This is a genomic window from Aquimarina sp. KJ22-3, assembly GCF_055808215.1.
The window spans coordinates 4,232,741-4,252,802 of sequence record NZ_CM147859.1; the positions used below are offsets into that span (position 1 = coordinate 4,232,741).

Below are 20,062 nucleotides of genomic sequence, written 5' to 3' on the forward strand. Positions count from 1 at the left end.
TTTCAAATAAAAGAGGTTGTGGATTCACAACCTCTTTTTTACATTTAACCCATGAAAAACATCCTAACATCACTTCTTTTGATTTTGTTCTTTTCCTGTACCGAAAAGGAGGAGCAAAATCCGACATCATATTTATTTTCAAAATTAGACAACACTACCACAGGAATCGATTTTCAAAATCAAATCCAGGAAGATGAAAAATACAATATTGTCAACTACCTTTATTACTATAATGGCGGAGGAGTAGCTGTAGGAGATATCAACAATGACGATTTACCAGATTTGTATTTTGTGTCCAACAGAGGTCAAAACAAATTGTACCTCAATCAAGGTGACCTCAAATTTAAAGACATCACATCCACTTCTGGTACCGAAGGAAACTCTGATTGGAACACAGGAGTAACCATGGTAGATATTAATGGGGACGGATTTCTGGATATCTATGTTTGCGCAGTAATTAATATATTAGGTTTTCAAGGGCATAATGAGCTATTTATCAATAACGGAGACGGAACTTTTACCGAAGAGTCAGAAAAATATGGTTTAAACTATAAAGGTTATGCTACCCAAGCCTATTTTTTTGATTATGATAAAGACGATGATCTGGATGTTTACATTGTAAATCACGCATTACACACCAAAACATCTCATGGTCCCTCTTACATCCGCAAAAAAAGGACCGACTATGTAGGAGATGTATTGCTCAAAAACGAAAACTCAAAATTTACCGATGTAAGTCTTGAAGCTAAAATCCATGGAGGCGCTAATGGATATGGACTTAGCGCGTCAATTGCTGATTTTAACAACGATGGGTGGGACGACATTTATGTCTGTAATGATTTCCATGAAGATGACTATTATTACATCAACCAAGGAGATGGTACTTTTAACGAAGAGCTTCCAAAACACTTTTCGCATACCAGTAGGTTTTCTATGGGAAGTGATGCAGCAGATTTAGATGGTGATGGATTTCAGGACCTAATCACTCTTGACATGCTGCCCTATCAGGAAAAAGTGCTCAAAGAATCAGATGGAGATGTTTCTTACAAAACTCAAGAATTCTTGATTAGCCAAGGGTATCAAAAACAGTATGCCAGAAACATGCTTCAAATGAATAAATCTGGAGATTTTTTCATAGAAAAAGGGCTATATGATAATATTGCAGCTACAGACTGGAGTTGGGCTCCTCTTATTGCAGATTACAATCTTGATGGGCATCAGGATTTGTTTATCACCAATGGAATATACAAAAGACCCAATAACCTTGATTTTATGAGATATATGTCGAATTCTTTCAAAAATCAACATCGAGGTAAAGAACAAAAGAATACATGGTTGATAAAATCTCTAAAAGTAATGCCTACTGGAGAAACCCCCAACGCCATTTTTGAAGGAAACAGCGAAACATTCCATAACAAAACTGGAGATTGGATCAAAAATACCCCGACTCTATCTAATGGAGCGACTTATGCAGATTTGGATAATGACGGAGATCTCGATTTAATTGTAAACAACTTAAATGATTTTGCTAGTATATACAAAAATGGAAGTTCTGATGACTCTAACAAATCTTCCCTTTCTATAAGGTTTGATTATAAACCAACAAACAAATCAGGTATTGGCACCAGAGTTTTCGTTTACAGCAATAACGAAATTCAGAACAAGCAATTATTTACATCGAGAGGCTTTATCTCTTCCGTAGAACCTAAATTACACTTTGGATTAGGCGAGAAAAATATCGACTCCATAAAAGTGATCTGGCCAGACAACACTTGTCAGAATATCAACCTGGCAGATTTCAAAAGCAAAAACATCGAAATTAAATACGATACTCAAAATCTAACACCTTATACGTACGAGCGTCAAACAATTAATCCGATTTTCAAAAAAGAACAACTAGCAAATTTCAAGCATCAAGAAGATCAGTACAATGATTTTGATGTAAATAAGCTCATTCCCTACAAAGTATCTACTCAAGGTCCCGCAATTGCCATAGGAGACATCAACAATGATGGACAAGAAGATGTATTTATCGGTGGAGCATCTTTACAAAAGTCAAGATTACTGGTTAGCAAAAATCAAAAACTTCAACATCTACCAATTCCTGCTATAGCAAATGATTCTATTAGTGAAGATATTGATGCTGCTTTTTTTGATGCTGACGGAGACAACGACCTAGACCTCTATGTTGCATCTGGAATTATTAATTCTAGACATAGCGAATTTCAGAATGACCGACTATATATCAATGATGGTTCCGGTAATTTCTCAAAATCTTCTATACCAATACCTGGAAACAATTTGAATACTGCAGTTGTTCAAGCCTACGATTATGATCAAGATGGAGATATCGATATCTTTGTAGGGAATAGATCGGACAGTTCCAACTTTGGAAAGAAGGTAAATTCTTATCTATTAAAGAATCAAGGAGACTTACACTTTGTAAAAGATGAAAACTTCTCATTGACCAGTATGGTAACTGACGCCATTTGGGAAGACATCAACGGTGATAATATAAAGGACCTATTAATTACCACGGAATGGGATAAACCTAGAATTTTTATAAACAATAAGGGTATTCTTAAAGAAACTAAGATAAAAGCTAATATCACTGGTCTTTGGCAATCCATCGCCTTTTACGACATAGACTTTGACGGAGATAAGGATATTCTTTTAGGCAACTGGGGGCAAAATACCAAGTTTAAGCCTACCGAAGAACACCCTCTAATGATGTACTATGGTGATTTTGACAAAAACAACAAAAACGAAACGCTGCTAGCTTACACCGTAGACGGAAAGTATTACCCGGTCAATTCTAAAGATGAATTCGCTTCACAAATTAATATCATTAATAAGCATTATACCGATTATAAAAGTTACGCAAATCAAACCATAGAAGAAATTTTGAAGTCATTAAATATAGACACCACAGAAAACACTAGTAGCGTGGCTACACTGAAAAGCGGTTATCTTCACAATACAAATGGCACATTTGAGGATTTCGTTGAGTTCCCTCCTGCACTACAATTATCCACTATCAACTGCTTTTTGGCTGATGATTTTCTAGGAGAAGGTTATCAACAAATACTTTTGGGAGGAAACTTTTATGGCCTTAACACGTATCACGGTATATTCAATTCTAATCCAGGCTTTTTGATCACAAAAAGCAGGACAAAAAACACGTTCTCCCATATATCACCAAAAAAAGTAGGACTAAACTTACATAATAAAGAACTGAGGTTCTTAAAAAAATTAACACTTAATCAAGGTGAATATCTGATATCCGGGTTTAACAACGATAGCATATCCTTTTTTAGGCGCAATACAAATAGCTCTAAATAAGCATTTTGCAAACAACATTCTAATTAAAGCATCTATTATTAAAGAGTAATAATAATCAAGATAATTACGACCCTGATCGCGTAATAACACACTCAAAATTAGATAAAAAAATCCGAAAATATCCTACAAACCCCCTACTACAACGTTTTAGTAAGAGTTTACTATTTATTAAACCACTTAAAGCAATAATTCAAATTTTAATAGTAAAAAGTTGTTTTATAAAGATATTATTATCATTTTTGGAGCTGGCTAATTCAAATAAATTGTAAAATGAGAACAAAGTTTAGTGGAATTTTAACGCTACTTTTGGCGTTTGTTGTGCAAATAACTTTTGCGCAAGAAAAAACTATCTCAGGTAATGTAACCGACGACAGAGGGTTACCATTACCAGGGGTTAATATCGTTGTGAAAAACACAGCTAGCGGTACACAGACCGATTTTGATGGTAATTATAGTATTGCCGCCAACAAAGGTGCTGTATTATCGTTTAGTTATGTTGGTTTCACAACCAAAGAAGTTGTAGTTGGTGATAATGACAATATCAACGTACAGTTGGCGGCATCAGCTTCAGAATTAGAAGAAGTAGTAGTAACGGCTCTTGGTATTGAGCGTTCTGCAAGATCTCTTGGTTATGCAGTATCTACTATTAAATCTGAAGATCTGAATGAGGTAAGAGAAACCAACCTTCTTGGAGCACTACAAGGAAAGACTTCCGGGGTAGTAATCCAAAATCAGAGTGGTAACGTAGGTGGATCTACAAGAATACTTATTCGTGGTATCTCAAGTTTACAGGGTAACCAGCAACCATTATTTGTTGTAGATGGTGTACCTATTTCGAACTCGAATATTGCTACCGGATCACGTATAACTGGAGGATTTGACTTTGGTAACCGTGCTCAGGATATCAACCCAGATGATATCGAAACTATTTCTGTACTGAAAGGTGCTTCTGCAGCTGCTCTTTACGGATCTCGTGCATCTGCAGGGGTTATCATCATTACTACTAAGAAAGGTAAGCAAGGTTCTAAAGCTAGTATAAGCTTTAACTCTAGTTTACGTTTTGACTCTCCTTTAAGGTTACCAGATTTCCAAAACGAATTTATCAGTGGTGATCAAGGTGTATATGATTTTACACAGAATGAAAGAGACCAGACTACTGTTGGTTGGGGTCCTTCTATTAATGACCCATCTCTTGCAGGACAGACATTTGTTAACCTAAGAGACGAAAATGTTCCTTTCAGAATTTTCGAAGATGGTGTTGAAGATTTTTACGACACTGGTATCACTTCTATTAATAGTGTAACTGTTTCTGGAGCTGGTCAAAATGGTGATGACTACAGATTAAGTGTTGCTTACACTGATCAACAAGGTATCATCCCTAACTCTTCCTTGAATAGAACTAATATTGGTTTGAACTCAGGTAAAGAGTTTAATGAGAAATTAAGTTCAAGATTTAGTGTAAACTATGTTAGAACAAATACAATAGGTACTGCTGCTCAGGGAGCAAATGACCCTAACGTATTAACAAATATTGTTAATGGTCTTTCAAGATTAACTGACTTCTCTTTATTCGATCCAGATGTTGACGAATTCGGAAATCAGATCAATGATCCAGGAGGACAATCGAACAACCCATTGTTTATTGCTCGTCAGAATGCTACTCAAACTCAAGTAGAGCGTTTCTTCGGTAATGCATCTTTAACTTTTGCTCCTACTGAAAACTTCAATGTTTTAGGTAGAGCTGGTTACGATACATTTACTGATCAACGTTTAATCCAAAACAGTATCGGTACTATCGGTGCTTTACGTGGTAGTTTTGTTGATGATTTCATCAAAAGACGTGAGCTTACTTTAGACCTTATCGCTACTTATGACAAGTCTCTTTCTGATGCTTTCAACTTAACAGTACGTGGTGGTGTTCAGTGGAACGAAAGGGTACTAGATCGTTTACAAAACACAGGTACTAACTTAACAGTACCAGAATTATTTGATCCAGGTAATGCGGAAGTGAATGCAGTAGTAAAAGATTTCACATTAAGAAGAATCTTTGGTGCATTTGGAGACATTACTTTAGACTACAAGAACTGGTTAATTTTAAATGCAACTGGTCGTAACGACTGGTCTTCTACACTACCTATTGGTAACAATAGTTTCTTCTATCCTTCTGTTTCTTTGAGTTGGATATTCTCTGATGCTCTTAACATTCAGAGTGATTTCTTAAGCTATGGTAAGATTAGAGGAGCATGGGCAAACGTAGGTGTTGATACTGCACCATTCCTATTAGACTTTACGTTTAATCCAGATACTGGGTTCTTCCAACAGTTTGGACAGGGAGGTACTTTCCCATTCGACGGACAGTTAGCATTTAACTCTGATGGAACTTTAGCCAATCAAAATTTGAAGCCTGAAAATCAGGAAAACTTCGAAATTGGTGTTGAATTAGGTTTATTGAATAACAGATTATTCATTGACGCAACATACTACGAAAACTTTACTGAGGATCAGATTATCACTGTACCTACTCCACAAACTTCTGGTTTTGGAGGATTCTTAACTAACGTTGGTGAGATTAGTAACAAAGGTATTGAATTACAAATCAATGCAAAAGTTATTCAAAATGACAACTTTAGCTGGGATTTAGACTATAACTTCACAACTAACGAATTTAAAGTAGAAGACCTTGGTTCTCTACCAGGTGGTGCTTTAAACTTAGCAACTGGATTTAATGGTATTGCCGTAAGAGCAATCGAAGGTGAAGATCTTCAGTTATTTGGTCCACGTTGGTTAAGAGCAGTTGATGCTGAAGGAAATGATATCGATGATCAAATCGTTGTTGATGCTAATGGTATCCGTCAGGTTGGTCAGTCTGCTCCTCTTGGAAGCATCTTCCCTGATTATACAATGGGTATAACTTCGACTTTCAGATATAAAAACTGGAGATTATCTACTACATTCGATTACAGAGAAGGTGGAAAAATATTCTCTAACACTGTAGGTCAGTTAAGAAGAGCAGGTTTAGCTGAAGAAACTGCTGTAAATAATCGTGAAGTATTTGTTGATCCTAACACATTTGTAGCTACGGGTACAAATCCTGATGGTTCTACAATTGTTGCTCCAAACACTACTCCAATTTCAAGTGTACAAAACTACTGGGGTGGATTTGCAAACGCTAGTGTTGTAGAAGGTAACGTATTTGATGCTACTTTCATCAAATGGAGAGAAATTAGTTTAGCTTATACTTTCCCTTCAGAGATTCTTAAGAAGACACCTATCAAAGCATTACAAATTGCTTTAGAAGGAAGAAACCTTGCTTTATTTAATACTGATGTTCCTCATATCGATCCAGAAGCTGGTTTAGGAGGTTCTGCTAGTAACCTGCAAGGAATTGAAAGAGGTGGTGTACCATCTACTAAGAGTTTCGGATTTAACATTCAAGCAAATTTCTAAAATGAACAAAATGAAAAATATATTTAAAAATAAGATCAGTATACTTCTTGTTTTGGTATCAGCAATCGTATTTACAGGTTGTGAGGATACTATTGAAGGTATTAACTCTGATCCCCTTGCTGCCTTAGAAATTGACCCGGCATTATTGATGCCACAGGTTTTACTTGGAGGTATTACAGCAAACAGAACAGTAGAACAATTTCAAATGAGTACTCACTCTCAGCATTGGTCTTTCTCTGCTAACTTTGGAGTATTCCGTAACCCTGAAAGAGGTACTATTAGTCCAAATACAACAAATAACATTTGGATTGGTAACTACACAACTGCCTTGAGGAACTTAGCTCAAATGAGAATTCTTACTGAGCGTAACAATCCTACGGCTAGAAACATTATCGGACAGGCTAAAGTTCTTGAAGCATTTGCTTACTTAAACTTGACTCAGATTTTTGGTGACATTCCATTTAGCGAAGCAATTCAGGTAGATGAATTCCCTAATCCTAACTTTGATAGCCAGGAAGATGTATTAAGAGGAATTCCAGTATTGTTAGACGAAGCAATTGCTGAGCTAGCAACTGATACTGATATTGTTGATGGTGGAGATTTAATCTACGGAGGAAACAGAGAAAACTGGATTCGTTTTGCTAACTCTTTAAAGTTAAAATCTTTGATGCTTATCGCAAATGTTGATCCTACTTCTGTAGCTGCAGATATCCAAGCTCTAGTAGGTCAGCCAATGATTACTGAAAATCAGTACGAAGCTAAATTAGACTATATAGATCAAGCAGGTAACCAAAACCCAATCTTTACATTAATTGTACAGTTTGCTGGTGGTAACCAAAACTTCTATTCTGGAGGTTCTACTTTAGTAACTTTAATGAACAACAACAATGACCCACGTAGAGCTGCATATTTTGAAGAGCTAGACGGTGGAGGATTTGCCGGGCAGCCACAAGGTTCTTTAATCTTGGATACAGCTCAGTTCTCTCAGGTTTCTGAGGACATTATTGTTGCTACATTACCTGATAGATATGCTACTGCTCCTGAAACTAACTTCTACTTGGCAGAAGCTGCTTTGTTAGGATTAATTTCAGGTGGACAAGCTGCTGCTGACACATTCTATCAAGCTGGTATCTCAACTTCTTTAGGTCGTTATGATGGTCTTCCAAACGAAGTGCCTGCTGCAGATAAAACTACTTATTTAGCTTCTGCAAGAGGATCTATCGCTGGTGACAGCCAAGCTGATGCATTAAGAAAAATCCACGAAGAGCACTATGTTGCTGATTTCATGAGACACATGGAATCTTGGACAACTATTAGAAGAAATCAGGTTCCTGCTTATGAGCCTATTATTCAAACTGTACTTACTGATAACATTAACAGATATCAGGTTCCATTAAGTGAGATTACTTCTAACCCTAATGCTCCAGCGGTTGAGGCATTGATCACTCCAATGTACTTCCAAAACTAAAATTAAAGTTGTTTTAAAAACACTTTTAATATAATAAAGCATCCCTCTGAAATTTTCAGAGGGATGTTTTTTTATACCTATATTTGCAGGCAGAAAATAAACAATCATAGGGTGAAAGACGAAACATTAGTATTTGGTATCAGAGCAGTTATGGAAGCCATCATTTCTGGAAAAACAATAGACAAATTATTTATTCAGAAAGGACTTCATGGAGAATTGTCAAAAGAACTCTGGAAACAAATAAAGGAGCATGGCATATCGTTTTCTTATGTCCCTCTTGAAAAGCTAAACCGTCTTACCAAAAAAAATCATCAAGGAGTTGTAGCTTTCATCTCCCCTATTGAATTTCACAATCTTGAAAATCTGGTACTCGATGTAATCGAGTCTGGAGAAACTCCTCTCTTCTTAATTCTTGATCAATTATCAGATGTTCGCAATTTTGGAGCTATTATAAGAACTGCAGAGTGTACCGGAGTACATGGTATTATCATTCAGAAAAAAGGTGGAGCACCGGTAAGCGCAGACACTATAAAAACGTCTGCCGGAGCAATATTCAACATTCCTATTTGTAAGGTAGATCATATCAAAGATGCTTTATTCTATTTACAAGGTTCTGGAGTAACGGTTATCGCAGCAACAGAGAAAGCTGAGGGCACAATTTACGATCTGGATTTAACCAATCCTACGGCAATTATTATGGGTAGCGAAGGTAAAGGGATATCGAACTCTGTACTAAAATTAGTAGATGAACGTGCTAAATTGCCTATGCATGGAGAGATTGCTTCGCTTAATGTATCGGTTGCATGTGGTGTATTTCTCTACGAAACTATACGACAACGACTATAACCCTTCTCTCTTCTTATTTTCCTTGTATTCGTAATTGATCTTTATCTCTTGATTTATTATCTCTTCTGGATCCTCATCCTCAGGTAAGGTTTCTATGAAGTTTCCATCTTCGTCAAAATGCTTCAAAAACTCATCTTCTTCTGGGTTGTAATCGGGAGATTCCCAGGAATATGCTTTGGGTTTTGCTATTCCCTTTCGAATTAAAAATGCCAACAAAGCCCCAGAAAATAGTCCTGAAAAATGACCCTCCCAGGAAATTTTAGGATCCACAGGAAAAACATACCAGACCATACTACCATAAATAAACACGACAACAAAGGACAAAGCCATTAATCTAAAGTTTCTAGCAATGATCCCCTTAAAAAACAAGAATCCGAACAAGAGATACACGATCCCACTTGCCCCAATATGATTAGCAGGCCTACCCAATATCCATGTCAAAATACCAGTAAGCAAAGCTCCAATGACCAGTATTCGCCATGCATTGTTATTATAAAAGTAGAATAAGGCACTTGACAATATGAACAAAGGAAGCGTATTATGCCATAAATGTGTCATATCAGAATGGATAAAAGGAGAAAACAATACCCCCCTAAGTCCTACAAACGTTCTAGGGTACACTCCAAATTGTTTAATATCCAGCCCCAGTCGCACTTCTGCCCAAAATACGATCCAAATCATCAAAACAAACACTATCGGATACCCAATAACTCCTGTATTGAATTCAAATAATTCCTGATCTCTTTTCATATGTAGTAAAGTATCAAAAAAAGTCCAAAACACCAAATACAGCTAAAATGGCAGTTTTAGTTATCAATTGCCCTCATCTATCCTCTATTTTCTTATTCAGGATTGTAACTAGCTTTGTACCTTTGTAGGTATGGATACAAATCAACCTTTGGCAGAACGCATACGTCCCCAATCCCTTGAAGAATATTTGAGTCAAGAACATTTAGTAGGAAACGATGGCGCTCTTAGACAGCAAATAAAAAGAGGTGTGATCCCTTCTTTAATCCTGTGGGGACCACCAGGTGTAGGAAAAACTACGTTGGCCAATATCATTGCCAAAGAGTCTGAACGTCCTTTTTACACGCTTAGTGCCATCAATAGTGGTGTAAAAGAAGTACGTGAAGTCATTGATAAAGCAAAACAAAGCGGGGGGCTTTTTACCTCAAAAAACCCTATTCTATTTATCGATGAGATTCATAGATTTAGTAAATCCCAACAGGATTCCCTATTAGGAGCCGTAGAAAAAGGATGGATCACACTTATAGGAGCTACTACCGAAAACCCAAGTTTTGAGGTAATTCCAGCATTGCTATCACGCTGTCAGGTATATACACTTAACCCATTTGGAAAAAAGGAGTTAGAAGCTTTGCTCAATAGAGCGATGCAAGAAGACAACCTCTTAAAATCCAAAGATATTGTTCTAGAACAAACTGAATCTTTGTTACGACTTAGTGGCGGAGATGCCAGAAAGCTATTGAACATTTTTGAGTTAATAGTTTCTAGTCAAGACACAAATCCCATAGTGATTACAAATGATCTAGTTCTAAAACTCGTTCAGCAAAATACGGTACGGTATGACAAGACTGGAGAACAACACTACGATATCATCTCTGCATTTATCAAATCGGTAAGAGGGAGCGACCCTAATGCAGCCGTATATTGGTTAGCAAGAATGATAGAAGGCGGAGAAGACCTAAAATTTATCGCTAGAAGGTTAATAATATTGGCTTCTGAGGATATTGGCAATGCTAACCCTACTGCATTAATTCTGGCAAACAACACCTTTCAGGCAGTAAATACCATCGGGTATCCTGAAGCCAGAATTATCTTAAGTCAATGTACTGTTTATTTGGCCAGCTCTGCCAAAAGTAATGCGTCGTACATGGCAATTAAAAATGCTCAACAATTGGTAAAACAAACCGGAGATTTATCCATTCCTCTACATATTAGAAATGCTCCTACAAAACTTATGAAAGAATTGGGATACGGTGAGGATTATAAATACTCACATGATTATCAAAACAACTTTGTGAGTCAAGAGTTTTTGCCGGATGAAATCGCAAATACCAAATTATACGATCCAGGTGATAATCAAAGAGAAAATGCTTTTCGAAATTTCCTTAAATCAAGATGGAAAGATAAATACGACTACTAACTCCCTTATTGCCGAGCTAGGATGTCCTTGATAACTTTATCGGTCACTGGGTTCACCCTTTCCAAAATGAAGTTCCCAAAACCATCAAAATAACCAGAACCACTTAGATCTCCTGCATTGATCAGATAACTATTATTTCGTTCTAATTGGTATATTTTACCTTTAGCACCTGATGGATTTTGATGCAGTTCAAATCCAAAACTAGTTTTCTTTAAGGTATACGTATTACCGTTTAAAAGATACGTAGTATTTTCTTTCGCTGCAGGCACTGCAGGGTTTGGTTGTGGTTGCAATACTTTTTCCTGACTTTGTGGCGTATTTACCACTGGTTTATTTTCAACAGTTTTTGGTGTTGGTGTTTGGGATACGGTTTGTCTCTCAGGTTGCGCAACTGCTTCTGCATTGCTATTGTAGCTGTAATTAAGCTGTTCTACACTCTTAAAAGCATCTCTCAATGCAGCATGATAGGCCGTTTTAAAGTCTTTTTCTTTACTTGTTCCTTCTGCCGAAGTAAACACCTCTCTACCGTTACAATCTTTGAGGGTAACTACCAACTTTGTTACAAAAAGGCCAGAATTTTTGGTTACATCTGCCTGTAATCCCTTACAACCATTGGTAATAAGATCAGCAGGAAGCTCTTGTCCTTGTAGTATTGCATGAAAACCATATTTCTTGAACAAAAACTGGGTTAATGAGTTTAACTGATAGGAATCGTCTTGCTTTAAAAAATTATATCGAGTAGGTACAATTACATATTTATAGTCATTTACACTCTTTTGTGCATTCCCACTAAAAACCATAAAAAAAGCAATCACTAACAAAAAAACTCTTAACATATCTTTTTACATTATAATATTAAACCCTAATTGAACCGAGGCACCCCTAGCCTTTGCCAGATTAGTGTACTCGAGTACATTATTTGCTGAAAGATAAAAATTAAATTTATTAATATGGGTTGAAACCAAAAAACCTAGGTTATATGGCGAAAAATCATCTACTGTATAGGTTACTTTGGTGCGTAAAAAGTGAAATAACCTTTTATAATAAAACAACGATGCTGCATATTGAGGTCGATTAGGTCTAAATTGAGTAAATACCTGAAAGCCCACCGCATCAAGATAAGGAGGATCTTCTCCTTCTACGCAATAATAGCACTTCCCATCATCATACTGATTAAACGAATATCGAATAGAACCGTTTAATTTCATAGGCCGCATGTTAACATAGGTATTACTTAAAGTATCCAGAGGGATCGCTTCTTCTAATTCATCAAGAAAATTCTGGGACTCTTCTCCAGAAAATTGAATAGGAGTTTCAAAACCATCAAATATATAGTTTCCTCTAGCTCGATATGTCTCTACATCGTTAGTATAAAACACTACACCAAGATCATTTACACTTCCTGTTACGCTTAATTGATCATTAATATTATGTGTAAATCCAACATCAACTCCTACCCCTAGATTACCTCCTAAAAGTGCTCTTCCAATTAGCTTATTGACCGCATTCTTTACCTGCTCAGAACCTGTTTCTCCTTCGATATCGCGTAAAGAAGCATATCCTGATGTTCTTAATTCTACATCGGCATTGCTAACGATATGTTGGTATATATTTCTTCCTTGCGGAGTCTCTACAGTAGTAAAAGTCCCAGTATTCCTGGCAGATCGTGCATGGAGCATACTCGAATATAACTTAGCTCTTGCGCCAAAAGTAAATTTCTTATTTACTCTTTTATTATACCCAAAATGATATACCATAAGCAACTCTCCAGAAGCGTTTATCGTAGAAAACCGGAAAGGCACATTAATAAAATCCCGATTCCCCTGATAAGCCAATACCGCAAAATCCTTAGGAAAAAAACCAATTACGTCTAATTCTTGATAAATCCCGGCAGAAAAATAAACATCCTCATTGCGTTTGCTTTCCCATCCAAAATTTGCAATTTCCAGCTGTTGAGTAAGCGTTACATAATCGTTACTGGTAAGAGTATTGAGGGTGGTTTCTATTTTTTCATTGATATCTCTTCCATCATCACCAAAAACATCGAATAAGGAAGCTCCTCTAAATCCTGCATTGACATGGAATTGAGATAAAAACGGAATACCAATATGCTTTTTAAACCCAACTTTGGCACCTGGGTTAAGCATCAAAGACTGCGGCAAATCATTGAAATCATACAATGTCTCCTTATTTTGAGAATATATGTGAGAGCCCCAGAAGATAAAACATAACACTAAAATTGCTCTCATAACTCGTAATTGATAAAATAAGTACCTTTTGACCTTAACTCTAATACGCCTTCTAATCCACTATTTACATTCTGAACCCGAATCGACGAAATCAACCTTCTTGCTCCTCCAAGTACATCGATAGTCGCACTATCTAAAACTATAACTTCGGTAGTCACTACAGGTTCTGTACCCGGACCATTACCAGCGGCGGCAGTAAAACTAAATGACGGACCAACAATTTGGTCTGCATCATTCAGAAAACCGAAATCAAAATCAAAAGCTCTTTGGATGGTATTTCTAAATTCGAAAGTTAATTCTATTTGCTCCAGATTATCAACAATGAAATCTGTTGCTAAAAGATCATAATTCAGGGTATCTCTAACAACTACTTCTGGAATTACTATGGATGGATCAATACCAGGATCCACAAATTCATCGGTTTCAAATCGGGAGAATATAAAATCTACCTCAAATATTGGAGTTAGTACTACATCTTCTACCTGATCAAAATCCAAATCCTTAACACAAGAAATCGACATTGATGCTATACAAATCAAGCATAGCAATCTCACTATTTTTTTTGTTTTCATCGGTGGGGCAATGTTTATAATTAACTAAAATACAAATATTTATTTCTAAAGATGATTTTTGATACTTTTTAATTCTGTTACCTGAATATTCCCCGATGGTAACGTTTCATTGTGATAATTAAAGCAAATCGTCTTAAAACCTAAGGCCTCGGCTCCTAAAATATCAGCCTCATAGTTATCCCCTATCATTACGCTATGAGCTGTTTTTGCACCTGATTTTTTTAATGCATGCTCAAAAATAACGGGATTCGGTTTCTTGACTCCAACTTCTTCACTATTCGTTACTGTTTTAAAATAATCATGTATGCCCGCTTTTACCAATTTTGTTTGTTGCACTTCTTTAAAACCGTTGGTAATGATATGCATTTCGTACTTGGGGTGCAGATATTCTAATAACTCTTTAGCACCATCAATCAAATAATTATTAAGTGGCAAAAAGTCGATGTAATCATCAGACATTTGATCAATCACCTTCACATCAAACTGCATATCAAAATCAGAAAAAGTTTCTGTAAGTCTCGCTCTTCGCAATTCTTTTTTACCTACCTTTTCTTCCCGATATAGCTTCCAGTACTTCATGTTTATCGGACGATATACCCTCAAAAATTGATCCAATTCTAAGTCAATCTGAAACTTTTTAAATATCTCTTCAAAAGCCAACAATGAATTTTTATCAAAATCCCAAAGGGTATGATCCAAATCAAAAAAAATGTGTCGTATCGAATTATTCATTTTCTATATTCCAAATAAATTCAAAAATAGATTTCCAAAATGATTGATGTTCATGATTTTCGCTAAGTACTGTATTGCTAAGTACTGTTATAAAAACACCTTTAACTTCTTTTACCCTACCTATCAGGTCCATCATTTCTCTTCTTATTTCGTCTTCATTACTCAAATCTTCGTGTATTCCAATATTCGTAAAGCAAAATGAATGAATCACCAAAGGAGTTTGCACCTCGTAATCCAAATCATAAAACATAAACGGAGTACAGGTACCTGCTCTAAATCCAGAATATTTTGCATACCCCATAGAGAAATCCTCTTTTACTTCAAGTTCAATAAAATTACGGTAGGCCTCGGGTAATTTTAGTTTGAAAAAAGAACAAATGGTATATTTCAACCTTCGATTTAGAATTCCTTCTATTCTTATTTTTTCTTTTTTGAGAGTTTGAAGGTTCTCAATTGCTTCATAAGAAGCTTTGAGTCCTACTTCAACATAGTCGGCTATATGTTTTATAACCGTGCGGTGCTTAGGTTTATTGTAACCAATATTTTTTTCGTAATTAGAAAAATCTCCTATTCCGAACAATACCTTTGCTTTTCTAAGCTTGCTTTTTTGCAAATGAATTATAAAATCAAAAATATCGTAGGGATCCTTCCGAAACCCCAAAAGCACACGTATACGGTCGCTAAACTCATCTAATTTGAGTCTCCAAAGATCTCGAATACCACCACCTATCGATCGTAACACCCCCTTATTTTTGTATGCAAAAGTTTGACTAACTGCTACAATCGGCATAACCGAAAAAGTTTTCTCTTTAAAAACAAGATCAGGATATTTCTCTAAGAGGATCTTTTTAAATCTATGTGCCCAAATATCTATAACAGGATCTTTCAAGAAATCATTTTGAAACGCTATACTTTCGGTAGCTGGAAAACGCCCCATCTGATCCTTTACATGCGGCATATATTCTTCATATCGGGTAAGCAAATAAAAAGTAGCTGCAAAAATATCATATGGCAATACGGCATCTTCGTGCTTTACTTCAAAAAAACATTTTACTCCTTCCCAATCCGAAACCTGCACCTCGACATCATTTAATCCTTGTTCGAAGAGCAAATCAACACTCTGAAAGTACAACTCTTTACCCAAAGGCTGTTTCCCGTAGGAAAATTTCGGTCCATCATGCGCAATAAAAAGTTCTATTTTGGATGTCAAATCTATCTCAAGTCCCAAAATTCTCTTACAAATTTGTTTAAACGTGTAAGAAACTCTAGAAGTGACTTTTTGGGTATGTATCAATAACATAATCTGGACTACGAGTAAATTGAATAATACACCGAATCCTATAACATAGCATCATCGGCAAAGCTAAAATAGCTTTTTTCGCCTATAATCAGGTGATCAATGACCTTAATATCCAAACTTATACCAGCTTGTTTTAGTTTTTGGGTTAAATTAATGTCTGCAGTACTAGGCTTCAAACCTCCACTCGGGTGGTTATGACCAATGATAATGCTTGTTGCTCCATACTCTAAGGCATTTCTAAAAACTACTCTGGGATCTACTACAGTAACTGTCTTCCCTCCAACACTAATTTGCTTTTGTTGAATGACTCTATTTGCATTATTCAAGTAAAGTACCCAAAATTCTTCGTGATCCAGATCCCCCATAACTCTATCGAATAAAACGTATGCATCCTTGCTACAAGTAATTGCAGGCAAGATTTCAATATCCTCTCCTCTTCTTCGACCCAACTCTAAACCTGCGATAATCGAAATTGCTTTAGCCTCCCCAATACCCTTAAATTGCATAAGATCCTTTAATGATAATTTACCTAATCTGCCTATTTTATGATCGACGCTTGCCAAAATCCTTTTACTTAAAGCCAATGCACTTTCGTCTCTATTTCCAGAACCAATTAGTATAGCTATCAACTCGGCATCCGTAAGAGCATTCTTACCTTTGACGATTAATTTCTCTCTTGGACGATCATTTTCACTCCATTTCTTAATAGAAAAAGAAGAATTTTTATCGATCATATGTTAATTTTTATCGTTAAAACAAAAAAATATTACATAGTATATTTACAAACTATTTCCCTCAAAAACAATACATTATTCATTGAATTATCCACAAAAAAACACAATTCTATTTAACAATCCTTTAATATTATACAGCATATATTTGTTTGAAAATGAAAGTTTTACTATATTTGGGCACCCTTAATCCAAAAATGAATAATTTAAAACCTTCAAATTAACCTATTTATGAAGAATATTTTTACTATCGTTTTATTCCTTACTGCACTTAATTTTCACGGTCAAGACAAGAAAGTTTCCTTTTTGAACTTAGTAGGAAATAACATACAAGTCCCAAGAGGATGTGAAGCTGTTTCAGAATATGAATTACAGGCATGTAATGGTACCTCTATTAAGTGGGATTATTATACAGATGATATGTTGTCTGCTGTATTTGATGCAACTATTACCGCTTTCGCTGAAGGTAGTGCTGCAAAAACTGAAGTAAAGTTTACTTCTTTTGGTTCTGAATTGAAAGGTTTCAAATTCAAAACAGGAAACACATATCAGTTCTTTTTAAGAGGAACTATTAAGGATCAACCATTGATGATCAACTTAGGAACTCCTAATGATATCGCTAGCGAAGATGATCTAGACGGTTTCTTAAGTTTATTCTTTGATAAAGTAGGTTAAAATCAAACATATATATTTAAGAAGGTGAGTTAATAAAACTCGCCTTTTTTATTTTTATATAAATAATGTTTTATTTTTGGTGAGCATCCATCCAAAAATACCCTCATTATGAAATCACTTTTTGAAGAATCAACCTTACAGGAAATAGAAAATCGCATAGATCAAATTTCTGACACCACTTCTCCTGCCTGGGGAAAAATGAATGCTTCACAAATGTTTCATCATTGTCAGTTTCCCTTGAAAATTGCTTTGCAAAAAGAGCATCCCGAACTCAAACCTAATTTTCTAGCCAAACTATTCTTCAAAAAATCCATGTATAATGACAAACCTTGGAAAAAAAATCTACCCACCCATTCTAAATTAAAGGTCGAAGATCAAAAAGAGTTTGAGTCTGAAAAACAACAATTACTGGAACTCGCAAAAGAATTTTCCAACCAAAGAGACAAACAGCAATGGGATCCACACCCGATGTTTGGTAAATTCACCCGAGAGCAATGGGGAAAAATGCAATACAAACATTTGGATCATCATCTTAAACAATTTAACGCATAATTCGTGTATCCACCAAAACACCACCAAGATTACAATACAGAAACGATCAAAAGTGTAGCCAAAGCTTATCCTTTTGCTACTTTAGTTTCTTCAGACGGATCAGTTCCTTTCATAACACATGCACCTTTGATATTTCACAATGATAAACTTGTAGGACATATCGATCGTAACAACCCACACGTCAATTTATTGAAAGAAAATCATTTTGTTACTGCTATTTTTCAGGGGCCAAACACTTACATCTCACCTTCAATTTACACAACAAAACAGCTCCCTACCTGGAATTACATTATCTCCCATGCCAATGGTAAGGCTAAAACGCTTGTAAATCCGGATGAGATCAAACAATCCATTGTACGAATGACTGAGTTTCTGGAAGGAACCAATCAAAAGTTCATTCTAGATATCGATGACCCACGAATGGATCGATTAGTGCCCTACATACATTGTTTCGAAATAGCGATTGACTCTTGGGAAGGGAAGTTCAAAATCAGTCAGGATAAAACACCGAATGACATAGAGAACGCCAAAAAAGAATTAATACAAAACAATCAAAAACAGGTTGCCGATTTTGTAAACCAAATGTATGAGCTACACTTTTCGTCTCATTAGATATTAAAACCAGCTCTTTACCTCATCAAAATCTAACCCTCCGTAGTTACCGCTACTCATCAAAAGTAGTACGGTATCCGTAAAATCTTGCTGTCTCAAAAAAGTTTGGAATTCGTCAGGGTTGGTGTAAATGATTAAATCATCTCGTTTGAAGGCTTTTTCAATTTGATCTGTAGAAACCTCTTCTAGTTGCTTAATTTTTACGGCATGGGGAGAATAAAATACCACCGCTTTGTCTGCAGAATCTAGAGCCCCTTCATATTCTTTTAAAAACTCCGCATTGAGACTGCTGTAGGTATGTAACTCCAAACAAGCGATGACTGTCTTGTTTGCATATTGCTCTTTGACAGCTTTTGTAGTAGCACTTACTTTAGAGGGGCTATGCGCAAAATCTTTATACGCCACCGAGGTGGAATTCTCGGCTATTTTCTCCAATCGTTTTGATGCCCCTTTGAACGAAGCAATAGCTTCATAAAAATCATCTTCATCGACTCCCATATGTTGGCATATCCATTTTGCTCCAGCCAGATTACTTAGATTATGCGCTCCAAATACTTCAATCGGCATCTCTCCTTCGGGAGTATCGAGAAGGGTACTTCCATCTTCAATACTATAACCCGGAGTAGCGTATGGAAATTTTCGGATCGGAATTTCGATTGCTTCTGCCAGCTGTTTCACTTCAGCATCTTCTTCATTATACACCAGAGCACCCCCATTAACAATAGAGTTCATAAAAATCCTGAACTGGTCCACATAGTTTTCGTAAGTAGGAAATACATTGATATGATCCCAGGCAATACCGCTTACCAATGCAATATTGGGTTGATATAGATGAAATTTTGGTCTACGATCGATAGGAGACGACAGATACTCATCCCCTTCAAGGATCATAAAATCGTTCTCTTCGGTAAGACGTACCATGGTATCAAAACCTTCTAGTTGCGCTCCCACCATGTAATCTACATCTTTATCATGATAGTGCAATACATGCAGAATCATCGATGTAATGGTAGTTTTACCGTGAGATCCTCCAATAACTACACGCGTTTTATTTTTGGATTGCTCATAAAGAAATTCAGGATAAGAATATATAGTAACTCCTAATTCTTGAGCTTTTTGCAATTCTGGGTTATCTTTTTTTGCATGCATCCCCAAAATAATAGCATCAAGATCAGAAGTTATTTTTTCTGGAAACCAACCAAAAGCATCTGGCAATAAATCATATCGATCTAATCTCGATTTTGAGGGTTCAAAAATGGTATCATCGCTTCCTGTAACCTGATATCCTTTTTGATGTAAGGCAATGGCAAGATTGTGCATGGCACTTCCCCCTATTGCTATAAAATGTACACGCATAGCTATTCTTTAATTC

Annotated in this window: 16 protein-coding genes; 8 read left to right on the forward strand and 8 right to left on the reverse strand. The window is 36.1% G+C overall.

Annotated elements, in window-relative coordinates; translation table 11 throughout:
* Nucleotides 1-51 precede the first annotated feature (51 nt).
* The 4 genes from AC0L3Q_RS19660 (at nt 52) to rlmB (ending at nt 9,103) form a co-directional block, all read left to right on the forward strand.
* Nucleotides 52-3,342 carry a VCBS repeat-containing protein gene (locus AC0L3Q_RS19660; RefSeq protein WP_473282186.1) on the forward strand — a complete coding sequence of 1,097 codons (3,291 nt, stop codon included), beginning with the start codon at nt 52-54 and terminating at the stop codon, nt 3,340-3,342.
* Nucleotides 3,343-3,612: 270 nt separating this feature from the next.
* Nucleotides 3,613-6,789: a SusC/RagA family TonB-linked outer membrane protein gene (locus tag AC0L3Q_RS19665; RefSeq protein WP_473282187.1), complete on the forward strand. Its 3,177-nt coding sequence runs from the start codon at nt 3,613-3,615 to the stop codon at nt 6,787-6,789.
* 10 nt (nt 6,790-6,799) lie between these two features.
* Complete coding sequence (locus tag AC0L3Q_RS19670; RefSeq protein WP_473282189.1) at nt 6,800-8,257, forward strand: SusD/RagB family nutrient-binding outer membrane lipoprotein; 1,458 nt, start codon at nt 6,800-6,802, stop codon at nt 8,255-8,257.
* Nucleotides 8,258-8,368: 111 nt separating this feature from the next.
* Nucleotides 8,369-9,103 (forward strand): 23S rRNA (guanosine(2251)-2'-O)-methyltransferase RlmB, encoded by a 735-nt coding sequence (gene rlmB, locus AC0L3Q_RS19675; RefSeq protein ID WP_473282190.1) that lies wholly within the window; start codon nt 8,369-8,371, stop codon nt 9,101-9,103.
* Here rlmB and AC0L3Q_RS19680 read toward each other — a convergent pair.
* Nucleotides 9,098-9,853, reverse strand: a complete 756-nt coding sequence (locus AC0L3Q_RS19680; RefSeq protein ID WP_473282192.1) for a rhomboid family intramembrane serine protease — start codon at nt 9,851-9,853, stop codon at nt 9,098-9,100. The two genes, rlmB and AC0L3Q_RS19680, sit on opposite strands and share 6 nt — an antisense overlap.
* 130 nt (nt 9,854-9,983) lie before the next feature.
* Between AC0L3Q_RS19680 and AC0L3Q_RS19685 the strand changes: the two genes are divergently transcribed.
* Nucleotides 9,984-11,267 carry a replication-associated recombination protein A gene (locus tag AC0L3Q_RS19685; RefSeq protein WP_473282194.1) on the forward strand — a complete coding sequence of 428 codons (1,284 nt, stop codon included), beginning with the start codon at nt 9,984-9,986 and terminating at the stop codon, nt 11,265-11,267.
* A gap of 5 nt (nt 11,268-11,272) precedes the next feature.
* On the opposite strand, the gene AC0L3Q_RS19690 is transcribed toward AC0L3Q_RS19685, so the two are convergent.
* The 6 genes from AC0L3Q_RS19690 to radC form a co-directional block, all read right to left on the reverse strand.
* Nucleotides 11,273-12,103 carry a hypothetical protein gene (locus tag AC0L3Q_RS19690; RefSeq protein WP_473282196.1) on the reverse strand — a complete coding sequence of 277 codons (831 nt, stop codon included), beginning with the start codon at nt 12,101-12,103 and terminating at the stop codon, nt 11,273-11,275.
* A gap of 6 nt (nt 12,104-12,109) precedes the next feature.
* Entirely contained in the window at nt 12,110-13,516 is a 1,407-nt protein-coding gene (locus AC0L3Q_RS19695) for a DUF5723 family protein (protein WP_473282198.1), read from the reverse strand.
* The gene (locus tag AC0L3Q_RS19700; protein ID WP_473282200.1) at nt 13,513-14,088 is read right to left on the reverse strand and encodes a hypothetical protein; all 576 of its coding nucleotides are present in this window, start codon (nt 14,086-14,088) and stop codon (nt 13,513-13,515) included. Before AC0L3Q_RS19700 ends, AC0L3Q_RS19695 begins: the two co-directional genes overlap by 4 nt.
* 45 nt (nt 14,089-14,133) lie before the next feature.
* On the reverse strand, nt 14,134-14,820 hold the full coding sequence (locus AC0L3Q_RS19705) for a YjjG family noncanonical pyrimidine nucleotidase (RefSeq protein WP_473282202.1): 687 nt from the start codon (nt 14,818-14,820) through the stop codon (nt 14,134-14,136).
* A complete protein-coding gene (locus AC0L3Q_RS19710) occupies nt 14,813-16,048 on the reverse strand; it encodes a polysaccharide deacetylase family protein (protein ID WP_473282204.1) in 1,236 nt (411 codons plus the stop codon). Before AC0L3Q_RS19710 ends, AC0L3Q_RS19705 begins: the two co-directional genes overlap by 8 nt.
* 110 nt (nt 16,049-16,158) lie before the next feature.
* The gene (gene radC, locus AC0L3Q_RS19715; RefSeq protein WP_473282206.1) at nt 16,159-16,854 is read right to left on the reverse strand and encodes a RadC family protein; all 696 of its coding nucleotides are present in this window, start codon (nt 16,852-16,854) and stop codon (nt 16,159-16,161) included.
* A 228-nt stretch (nt 16,855-17,082) separates the two neighbouring features.
* Here radC and AC0L3Q_RS19720 point away from each other — a divergent pair, with 228 nt between their 5' ends.
* The 3 genes from AC0L3Q_RS19720 (at nt 17,083) to AC0L3Q_RS19730 (ending at nt 18,690) form a co-directional block, all read left to right on the forward strand.
* Nucleotides 17,083-17,526, forward strand: a complete 444-nt coding sequence (locus AC0L3Q_RS19720; RefSeq protein ID WP_473282208.1) for a hypothetical protein — start codon at nt 17,083-17,085, stop codon at nt 17,524-17,526.
* A 108-nt stretch (nt 17,527-17,634) separates the two neighbouring features.
* Nucleotides 17,635-18,078 carry a DUF1569 domain-containing protein gene (locus AC0L3Q_RS19725; protein ID WP_473282210.1) on the forward strand — a complete coding sequence of 148 codons (444 nt, stop codon included), beginning with the start codon at nt 17,635-17,637 and terminating at the stop codon, nt 18,076-18,078.
* 3 nt (nt 18,079-18,081) lie between these two features.
* On the forward strand, nt 18,082-18,690 hold the full coding sequence (locus AC0L3Q_RS19730) for an FMN-binding negative transcriptional regulator (RefSeq protein WP_473282212.1): 609 nt from the start codon (nt 18,082-18,084) through the stop codon (nt 18,688-18,690).
* A 3-nt stretch (nt 18,691-18,693) separates the two neighbouring features.
* Here the strand turns inward: AC0L3Q_RS19730 and AC0L3Q_RS19735 are convergent, their stop codons facing one another.
* On the reverse strand, nt 18,694-20,046 hold the full coding sequence (locus tag AC0L3Q_RS19735) for a UDP-N-acetylmuramate--L-alanine ligase (RefSeq protein ID WP_473282214.1): 1,353 nt from the start codon (nt 20,044-20,046) through the stop codon (nt 18,694-18,696).
* Between the last annotated feature and the right edge of the window lie 16 nt (nt 20,047-20,062).